Raw genomic sequence first — 8,488 nt, 5'->3', positions numbered from 1 at the left:
ACGATGCGCCGGCCTGCATCGCGCTCGGCCTGGAGCACCGGCTGCAAGGCCCGCGCCAGTCCGGCGAAATCGTAAGGATCGATCAGGCCACTGTCGCCATAGCCGGGCATGTCCCAGGCCACCGCCCGGTAGCCCGCTCGCGCCAGCGCGTCGAGCTGTGCCGGCCAGGCTGCCTTGCCGCCGCCAATGCCATGCAGCATCACCACCGCCACCGGGCCCGTGCCCTGCGAGACGACGGCCACGCCGTTCGGGAAGGTCTGGATGTTCGTGCTTGCGTTCGCGTTCATGCGCCTGCCTGATTGGATGGGTTGCCCGCCGGCGGCGTGGCCGGGCCGGCGAGCCGGCCCGCTTCGACTTCGCTCACGCCGTCGAGCGTGATCGTGCAATGGCGCAGCGGCAGGTCGAAGTGGCCCAGCGTATGCCGGCCGGCCACTTCGTTGGCCCCGGTGGAATAAAGGAAATTGCCGGCAAAGGCGCGCAGCTCGGTACCGTTGCAGTCGCGCTTGTCATAAAAGGCCATGGCATCCCAGCGCGCCCGCGCGTTCATGCCCCAGCCGACATGCGACACCGCGTAGGCATCGCGCGTGCCCTCGCTGTCGGCCCAGGCCGCGTAGTAGCCGCGCATCATGTCGGCGTCCACGCCCTGCCCTTCGATGCCGACCATATAGTCGTCCTCGATATGGCAGACGATGGTGTCGCGCAGGTAGGTCTTGAAGGTCAGGTTGACGTCGCCGGGGGCCAGCACCAGCGTGCCGTTGACCTGCCCGCCGGACGGGAAGGCGAGGCACAGGCCGCCCGGCCAGTGCGCTACCTGGCCTGGCTTGCTGCAGTAGCCCCACACCCCGCCCACGCGCGCGCTTGCCAGTCCGACCCGCAGTTCGGTGCCGGCCGCCGAATGCACGCGCATCTCGCGCGCGCCGCGCAGGCGCTTCATCGCGGCCCGCACTCCCGTTTCCAGCGCGGGGTCGGGCAGGCAGCGCTCGAGGATCTCGGGATGTTCGTTGCTGACCATCAGCAGCCGCGGCACGATGCCGTCCGCGCCTTGCAGGATCAAAGGGAGTTCGGGCGCGTGCAGCAGACCCTCCACGGTGCAATCGATCACCAGGTGGCAGCGCTGCAGGGCAGCTACCACCGGCGCGAGTTGCCGCAAGGCATCGCTGGCCCCGGTGGAGCGCACCGGGGCGGGCGCCTGGAGCGCCGGGGACGGCACCCGGATGCGCACGGGCGTGGCGCCCAGCGCTTGCACCGCCAGTTCCGCCAACTCCACATTGACGAGTCGGGATTGGGACTCCGTTACAATCCCAACCACTTCCTGGGCGCTCAGGGCGCACAGTTCCAGGTTGCGCCGAAAAGCGGCCAGCCAGCGGTGTTCGATCTGCTCGATGAGCATTGGTCTCCTCCTGGTGCGATCCTGCCGCGGTCCTGGCATGGTCCCGGGGGCGGCCTTGGTGCGCCAGCCCACCGAAGCCTCCTGCCGGACGCTTTAGCTTGTGCTTGTGATTCTTGTCGCTGGCGCAAATAATATATGAAATTTCATGGATCCCAGTGGAACCCGCGCTATGGGCATGCCTGAGGCCACGCCGAGCGTCACCGGCAAGGCCGCTTCTCCCGATTTCGATACGCTGCACTTCCGGCGCGCGCTGTCCCAGTTCGCCACCGGAGTGACGGTGATCACGACCCGCGCGGCTCCCGGCTCGCCAGCGGGCGCACCCTTCGTGGGCATCACCGCCAGCTCGTTCAACTCGGTGTCGCTAGCCCCTCCGCTGGTGCTGTGGAGCATGGCCACGCGCGCCAACAGCCTGCCGATGTTCCGCGACGGCTCGCACTACATCATCAATGTGCTGTCGGCCTCGCAACTGGACCTGTGCCAGCGCTTCGCCACGCTCAAGGGCGACCGCTTCGCCGGCGTCGACTATCGCCTCTCGGAGAACGGACTGCCGATCCTCGCCAATGCGCTGGCCTGGTTCGAATGCCACAACCGCAGCCGCTATGACGAAGGCGACCACGTCATCTTCGTGGGCGAGGTGGAGCGCTGCGGGGTCCACGACAACGCGGGCAACCCGTTGGTGTTCCACGACGGCCGCTTTGCCACCACCGACCCGCTGACGGACTGAAGCGCCGGCGCATGCGGCCATGACGGATTCAAGCCACCCCGCCTCGCCCGCCTTCGTGGACGGCTACCTGCCCTACCTGCTGGCGCGGGCCAGCCATCTGGTGTCGGGCGAGTTCCACCGCCAGGTGGAGGCGGCGGGCTTCTCCGTGCCCGAGTGGCGCGTGCTCGCCACCCTGGCCGACCGGCCCGAATGCACCATCGGCGCGCTGGCCGACATCACGCTGACCAAGCAGCCCACCCTGACCAAGCTGATCGACCGCATGGCCGCCGGTGGTCTCGTCGCCCGCCGCAACGGCGCGCAGGACCGCCGCCATGCCCTGGTCTCGATCACCCCGCGCGGCCGCGCCCGTGCCCGCGCGCTGCTGGCCCAGGCCGCCGCGCACGAACAGCAGGTGCTGGATGACTTCGGCGCGCAGCAGGCCGAGCAGTTGAAGGACACCCTGCGCCGGCTGATCGCGCTGCACGCGCCGCGCTGACGATGGGCGCGTGGCTTACGCCTGTGGCGCGCCCTTGATCACCGCCAGCGGCGAGCCGTCGGTCTTGATCCGCTGCAGTACGATATTCGAGCGGATGTCCATCACGCCGGGCGTGCGGTAGAGCCGGTTGACGATGAAATCCGAGTAATGCTTGAGGTTGCGCGCCTGCACCCGCAGGATGTAGTTGCTGTCCCCGGTGATGATGTAGGCGGACACGACCTCGGGCCAGGCCTGCACCGCCGCGTTGAAGGTGTCGTGCCACCCTTCCGTTTCCGGCCGCATCGACACCTGCACGATCGCCTCCAGTTCCAGGCCCAGCCGCTCCGGGTCGAACCATGCGCGGTAGCCGCCGATCACCCCGTTTTCTTCCAGCAGACGCACCCGCCGCAGGCAGGCTGACGGCGACAGCGCCACGCGGTCGGCGAGGTCCTGGTTGCTGATGCGGCCGTTCTCCTGCAGGCAGGTCAGGATGCGTAAATCAATGGGATCGAGATTCATTTCGCAGATTCTTCCATAATTGGCTCCATCTGTGAAATTCTATGCGAATTCCATCGCGATCAGCGGGTCAATTAGCAAGCCTCTTGCCCGGAATATTGACTATCATGCCGTCATCCGCTCCTTGAAGAGCCCTGGAACGCCGGCCACCGGCGCCACCCGCCAATGACCAACCGCCCCGCCCCCGAGATCCAGCGCCAGCTGTGGGATATCAGCCCTCCGCTCTCGCCCGACACGCCCGTCTGGCCTGGCGACACCCCCTTCCGGCAGGAGACGGCGTGGCAGATGGACGCGCACTGCCCCGTCAATGTCGGCCGCATCACGCTGTCGCCTCACACCGGCGCTCATGCCGACGCCCCGCTGCACTACGCCGCCGACGGCGCGCCGATCGGCGCGGTGGACCTGGCGCCTTATCTCGGGCCTTGCCGGGTGATCCACTGCATCGGCGCGGCCCCGCTGGTCGAGCCCCGCCATATCGAGCATGCCCTGGCCGGCGCGCCATCGCGCGTGCTGCTGCGAACCTATCGCCAGGCGCCGCTGGCGCAGTGGGATCCGGCATTCTGTGCCGTCGCGCCCGACACCATCGCGCTGCTCGCCGCGCATGGCGTGATGCTGGTCGGCATCGATACGCCCTCGCTGGACCCGCAGGAATCCAAGACCATGGACGCCCATCGCATGGTGCGCCGGCATCGGCTCGCCATCCTTGAAGGACTGGTGCTCGATGCGGTACCCGAAGCCGACTACGAACTGATCGCCCTGCCCCTGCGCTTTGCCGGACTCGATGCGAGCCCGGTGCGCGCCGTGTTGCGCAGCCTGCCCTGAACAAGCCGAACCACCTCCCCCGAAGCAATCTCTCACCCATGAACGCACCGACCCGCGAGCAATGCCTCGCACTTGACCAGCAAGACCCGCTGCGCCACCTGCGGGAACAATTCGCGCTGCCCGACGGCGTGATCTATCTCGATGGCAACTCCCTGGGCGCCCGCCCGCGCAGCGCCGCCGCGCGCGCCGCAGCGGTGGTGAGCGAAGAATGGGGCACGGGCCTGATCCGCAGCTGGAACACCGCCGGCTGGTTCGAGCTGCCGCAACGCCTGGGCAATATGCTGGCGCCGCTGATCGGCGCCGCCGAGGACGAAGTCGTGGTGACCGACACCACCTCGGCCAACCTCTTCAAGGTGCTGGCCGCCGCGCTGCGCGTGCAGCAGACCCGCGACCCGAAGCGCAAGATCATCGTGTCGGAGGCCAGCAATTTCCCCACCGACCTCTATATCGCGCAAGGACTGGCCGATCTGCTGCAGCAGGGCTATTCGCTGCGCCTGGTGAATGCCCCCGAGGAAATCGATGCAGCGGTCGGCGAAGACACCGCCGTGCTGATGCTGACCCACGTCAACTACAAGACCGGCGAAATGCTGGATATGGCTGGCATCACCGAAATGGCCCACGCACGCGGCGTGCTCACCGTGTGGGACCTGGCCCACTCGGCCGGCGCGGTGCCGGTGGCGCTTAACGCGTCCAAGGCCGATTACGCGGTCGGGTGCACCTACAAGTACCTCAATGGCGGCCCCGGCTCGCCGGCCTTCCTGTGGGTCGCGCCCGCACTGCGCGACGCCTTCTGGCAACCGCTGTCCGGCTGGTGGGGCCATGCCGCACCGTTCGCGATGGAACCCGGCTACCGCCCCCGCGCCGGCGTGGCCCGCTTCCTGTGCGGCACCCAGCCTATCGCGTCGCTGGCCATGGTCGAGTGCGGCCTCGATATTTTTGCCCAGACGGATATGCAGTCGCTGCGTGCCAAGTCGCTGCAGCTGACCGATCTCTTTATCGCGCTGGTGGAAGCACGCTGCGGCCATCACCCGCTCGAACTGGTAACGCCCCGCGTCCATGCGCGCCGCGGCAGCCATGTCAGCTTTGCCCATCCCGATGGCTTCGCCCTGGTGCAGGCACTGATCGAGCGCGGCGTGATCGGCGATTACCGCGAGCCGCGCGTCGCCCGCTTCGGCTTCACCCCGCTGTACACCAGCTTCACCGACGTGTGGGATGCGGTCGAGATCATGCGCGACGTGCTCGACAGCGGCAGCTACAAGGCCGAGCGTCACCAGACCCGTGGCCAGGTGACCTGAGCAGGAGCACGCAATGAGCACCACAATGAGCACCAACAAGGGATGCCCGATGTCGGGCGCGGGCGTGAAAGAAACCAGCGGCGACGCCGCCAGCTGGCACGATGCCCAGATGGACTTCGCCAAGGACATGAGCTACGGCGACTACCTGGCGCTGGACCAGATTCTCAACGCCCAGCATCCACTCTCGCCCGAGCACAATGAGATGCTGTTCATCGTGCAGCACCAGACCAGCGAGCTATGGATGAAGCTGGCGCTGCATGAGCTGCGCGCCGCGCGCGAGTGCGTGCGCCAGGACCAGCTGCCGCCGGCCTTCAAGATGCTGACGCGCGTGTCGCGCATCATGGAGCAGCTGGTGCAGGCATGGAATGTCCTGGCCACCATGACGCCGCCGGAATACTCGGCGATGCGGCCTTACCTGGGCATGTCGTCCGGCTTCCAGTCGTTCCAGTACCGCGAGATCGAGTTCATCCTCGGCAACAAGAACGCGGCCATGCTGCGCCCGCACGCGCACCAGCCCCAGCACCTGGCGCTGGTGGAAGAGGCGCTGCGCACGCCCTCGCTCTATGACGAGGCGATCCGCCTGATGGCGCGGCGCGGCTTTGCCATCGATGCGGCCTGCGTCGAGCGCGACTGGACGCAGCCGGCCGGCGAGAATGCCTCGGTGGAGGCCGCGTGGCTAGAGGTCTACCGCCAGCCCGAGGCGCATTGGGAGCTGTACGAACTGGGCGAGAAATTCGTCGACCTGGAAGACGCCTTCCGGCAATGGCGCTTCCGCCACGTCACCACCGTGGAGCGCGTGATCGGCTTCAAGCGCGGCACCGGCGGCACGGAAGGCGTGAGCTACCTGCGCAAGATGCTCGACGTGGTGCTGTTTCCCGAACTCTGGAAACTGCGCACCGATCTCTGAGCGGCGCGCCAGCGAAGCCGTGCGGTACCGGCCCCGGCCGGTACCGGAACGCTCGCCGGTATCAGGACGCCGGGTCGGACAACCGTCCCGCCAGCGCGCGCAGCGCCGGCGCCAGCCTGTCGTGGAACACGGCTTCGTCGACCGAGCCATAGGATGCGCTGCAGCTCAGCATGTGCAGTTCCTTCTCGCCCACCGGCCGGAATGCCACCGCGCAGGCATGGATCGCCGGGTGCCAGTCGCGGAAGGATGCCGCGTAGCCCTGCGCCGCAGCCTGTGCCACCGACGCGCGCATGGCCACCTCCTGCATCTTCCATTGCTCCGGATAGGCCACGGCAAACTCCGACAGCACCCGCTCGCGCCTGGCTGCCGGTAAAGCGGCCAGATAGGCGCGCCCCATCGAACTCGACACCAGCGACAGGCGCGACCCCACGCCGAGCCCTAGCATCACCCCGGCATCGTTGCGGATCGACTCCAGATAGATCACCTCCATCCGCTCGCGCTTGCCGAGCGACACGGAGACGCCGTAAGCCTGGGCGAACGCCAGCATATGCGGGCGCGCCAGCGTCACCACATTGGACGCCGACAGGTAGGAATAGCCCAGTGCCAGCACGCCGGCATCGAGCGCGTACTTGCCGAGGCTATCGTCATAGCGCAGATAACCCAGCTGCACCAGCGTGCCGGCAAGCCGGCTCACGGTCGCCTTGGGGAAACCGGTGCGGCGCACGAAATCCTGATTGCCCAGCATCGATTCGCCGGTGCGGAAACAACGCAGCAACTCCAGGCCGCGCGCCAGCGCGGTAACGAAATTGGGATCGCTTTCGCGCGGGGTGACGCTGGCGGCATCCGCAGCGGGCGTAGCTTGCGATTCAGTAGCCAAGAGAGGTCTCCGCGAATGGGATGATGGCACGCGCCTATTGCACGGACCGCGCATTGCGATATACTACATCATCGGAACAGAGTTCCGCAATGCGGAACCGAATAAATCCTCGGCGGACCGCGGAATGCGCCGATATCTGATGAATTCCGGGCTGGCTCGCGAGGCTGCCCATCCCGACCTGCACTATCGAAGGAGACGTAATATGGCTGCCAACGCCGAATTCCACTGGGCCGATCCCCTCTTGCTGGACCAGCAACTGAGCGCCGACGAACGCATGGTGCGCGACGCCGCCCTGGCGTACTGCCAGGACAAGCTCGCGCCGCGCGTGCTGCAATCGTTCCGCAATGAAAAGACCGACGTCGAGATCTTCCGTGAAATGGGCGAACTCGGCCTGCTCGGGCCGACCATCCCCGAGGAATACGGCGGCCCCGGCCTGAACTACGTGGCCTACGGCCTGATCGCGCGCGAAGTCGAACGGGTGGATTCCGGCTACCGCTCGATGATGAGCGTGCAGTCGTCGCTGGTGATGGTGCCGATCCATGAATTCGGCAGCGAGGCGCAGAAGCAGAAGTACCTGCCCAAGCTGGCCACCGGCGAATGGATCGGCTGCTTCGGACTGACCGAGCCCAACCACGGCTCCGACCCCGGCTCCATGGTCACGCGCGCCAAGAAGGTCGCGGGCGGCTATGAACTCTCCGGCGCCAAGATGTGGATCACCAACTCGCCCATCGCCGACGTGTTCGTGGTGTGGGGCAAGCTGGTCGGCGACGACGGCAAGGAAGCCATCCGCGGCTTCATCCTGGAAAAGGGCTGGAAGGGCCTGTCGGCCCCCGCCATCCACGGCAAGGTGGGCCTGCGCACCTCGATCACGGGCGAAATCGTCATGGACCAGGTGTTCGTGCCGGAAGAAAACCTGATGCCTGGCGTGTCCGGCCTGAAGGGCCCCTTCACCTGCCTGAACTCGGCCCGCTACGGCATCGCCTGGGGCGCTTTGGGCGCCGCCGAATTCTGCTGGCACACCGCGCGCCAGTACACCCTGGACCGCAAGCAGTTCGGCCGCCCGCTGGCGGCCAACCAACTGGTCCAGAAGAAACTGGCCGACATGCAGACCGAGATCACGCTGGGCCTGCAAGGCTGCCTGCGCCTGGGCCGCATGAAGGACGAAGGCACCGCCGCGGTGGAAATCACCTCCATCATGAAGCGCAATTCCTGCGGCAAGTCGCTGGACATCGCCCGCGTGGCGCGCGACATGCTGGGCGGCAACGGCATCTCGGACGAATTCGGCGTGATCCGCCATGTGGTCAACCTCGAGGTGGTCAACACCTACGAAGGCACCCATGACATCCACGCGCTGATCCTGGGCCGCGCCCAGACCGGCATCCAGGCCTTCTTCTAAGGCCCGGAACCCGGACCAGCCCGCTCTCCCGCAAAACGAAAAAGGCCCGGCTGCAAAGCCGGGCCAAGCACACTACCAAGGAGAGACGACGGGCGAGCCCATCGTTT

At 67.0% G+C, this 8,488-nt stretch carries 10 protein-coding genes; 6 read left to right on the top strand and 4 right to left on the bottom strand.

Annotated elements, in window-relative coordinates; translation table 11 throughout:
* The coding region (locus P3W85_RS00170; RefSeq protein ID WP_276263273.1) for an alpha/beta fold hydrolase at window positions 1-287 on the bottom strand (287 nt) is incomplete at its 3' end.
* Entirely contained in the window at window positions 284-1,390 is a 1,107-nt protein-coding gene (locus P3W85_RS00165; RefSeq protein WP_276263272.1) for a peptidase M29, read from the bottom strand. The genes P3W85_RS00170 and P3W85_RS00165, both read right to left, overlap by 4 nt.
* Window positions 1,391-1,559: 169 nt before the next feature.
* On the opposite strand from P3W85_RS00165, the gene P3W85_RS00160 reads away from it, so the two are divergent.
* Window positions 1,560-2,114 (top strand): flavin reductase family protein, encoded by a 555-nt coding sequence (locus P3W85_RS00160; RefSeq protein ID WP_017230687.1) that lies wholly within the window; start codon window positions 1,560-1,562, stop codon window positions 2,112-2,114.
* Between the two features lie 19 nt (window positions 2,115-2,133).
* Window positions 2,134-2,589: a MarR family winged helix-turn-helix transcriptional regulator gene (locus P3W85_RS00155; RefSeq protein ID WP_276263271.1), complete on the top strand. Its 456-nt coding sequence runs from the start codon at window positions 2,134-2,136 to the stop codon at window positions 2,587-2,589.
* 15 nt (window positions 2,590-2,604) lie between these two features.
* On the opposite strand, the gene P3W85_RS00150 is transcribed toward P3W85_RS00155, so the two are convergent.
* Window positions 2,605-3,087: an Lrp/AsnC family transcriptional regulator gene (locus tag P3W85_RS00150; RefSeq protein ID WP_276263270.1), complete on the bottom strand. Its 483-nt coding sequence runs from the start codon at window positions 3,085-3,087 to the stop codon at window positions 2,605-2,607.
* A 162-nt stretch (window positions 3,088-3,249) separates the two neighbouring features.
* Between P3W85_RS00150 and kynB the strand changes: the two genes are divergently transcribed.
* The 3 genes from kynB to kynA are packed head-to-tail and all read left to right on the top strand — an operon-like array spanning window position 3,250 to window position 6,108.
* The gene (gene kynB / locus P3W85_RS00145; RefSeq protein ID WP_276263269.1) at window positions 3,250-3,906 is read left to right on the top strand and encodes an arylformamidase; all 657 of its coding nucleotides are present in this window, start codon (window positions 3,250-3,252) and stop codon (window positions 3,904-3,906) included.
* 38 nt (window positions 3,907-3,944) lie between these two features.
* Window positions 3,945-5,201 carry a kynureninase gene (gene kynU, locus P3W85_RS00140; RefSeq protein ID WP_276263268.1) on the top strand — a complete coding sequence of 419 codons (1,257 nt, stop codon included), beginning with the start codon at window positions 3,945-3,947 and terminating at the stop codon, window positions 5,199-5,201.
* 25 nt (window positions 5,202-5,226) lie between these two features.
* A complete protein-coding gene (kynA, locus tag P3W85_RS00135; protein ID WP_035817567.1) occupies window positions 5,227-6,108 on the top strand; it encodes a tryptophan 2,3-dioxygenase in 882 nt (293 codons plus the stop codon).
* Between the two features lie 61 nt (window positions 6,109-6,169).
* Here the strand turns inward: kynA and P3W85_RS00130 are convergent, their stop codons facing one another.
* The gene (locus P3W85_RS00130; RefSeq protein WP_017230681.1) at window positions 6,170-6,985 is read right to left on the bottom strand and encodes an IclR family transcriptional regulator; all 816 of its coding nucleotides are present in this window, start codon (window positions 6,983-6,985) and stop codon (window positions 6,170-6,172) included.
* A 202-nt stretch (window positions 6,986-7,187) separates the two neighbouring features.
* On the opposite strand from P3W85_RS00130, the gene P3W85_RS00125 reads away from it, so the two are divergent.
* Complete coding sequence (locus P3W85_RS00125) at window positions 7,188-8,381, top strand: acyl-CoA dehydrogenase (RefSeq protein WP_017230680.1); 1,194 nt, start codon at window positions 7,188-7,190, stop codon at window positions 8,379-8,381.
* The last annotated feature ends 107 nt before the right edge of the window (window positions 8,382-8,488 follow it).

Origin of the sequence: Cupriavidus basilensis (assembly GCF_029335485.1) — a bacterium.
Taxonomy (GTDB): Bacteria; Pseudomonadota; Gammaproteobacteria; order Burkholderiales; family Burkholderiaceae; genus Cupriavidus; species Cupriavidus basilensis_E.
The sequence above is the reverse complement of the archived record's forward strand: the minus strand, read 5'-3'. Positions and strand labels throughout refer to the sequence as shown.

Excerpts from the sequence above, each read along its gene's own strand:
- P3W85_RS00165 (WP_276263272.1), bottom strand. The coding sequence starts at position 1,390 with ATGCTCATCGAGCAGATCGAACACCGCTGGCTGGCCGCTTTTCGGCGC.
- P3W85_RS00160 (WP_017230687.1), top strand. The coding sequence starts at position 1,560 with ATGGGCATGCCTGAGGCCACGCCGAGCGTCACCGGCAAGGCCGCTTCT.
- P3W85_RS00155 (WP_276263271.1), top strand. The coding sequence starts at position 2,134 with ATGACGGATTCAAGCCACCCCGCCTCGCCCGCCTTCGTGGACGGCTAC.
- P3W85_RS00150 (WP_276263270.1), bottom strand. The coding sequence starts at position 3,087 with ATGAATCTCGATCCCATTGATTTACGCATCCTGACCTGCCTGCAGGAG.
- kynB (WP_276263269.1), top strand. The coding sequence starts at position 3,250 with ATGACCAACCGCCCCGCCCCCGAGATCCAGCGCCAGCTGTGGGATATC.
- kynU (WP_276263268.1), top strand. The coding sequence starts at position 3,945 with ATGAACGCACCGACCCGCGAGCAATGCCTCGCACTTGACCAGCAAGAC.
- kynA (WP_035817567.1), top strand. The coding sequence starts at position 5,227 with ATGAGCACCAACAAGGGATGCCCGATGTCGGGCGCGGGCGTGAAAGAA.
- P3W85_RS00125 (WP_017230680.1), top strand. The coding sequence starts at position 7,188 with ATGGCTGCCAACGCCGAATTCCACTGGGCCGATCCCCTCTTGCTGGAC.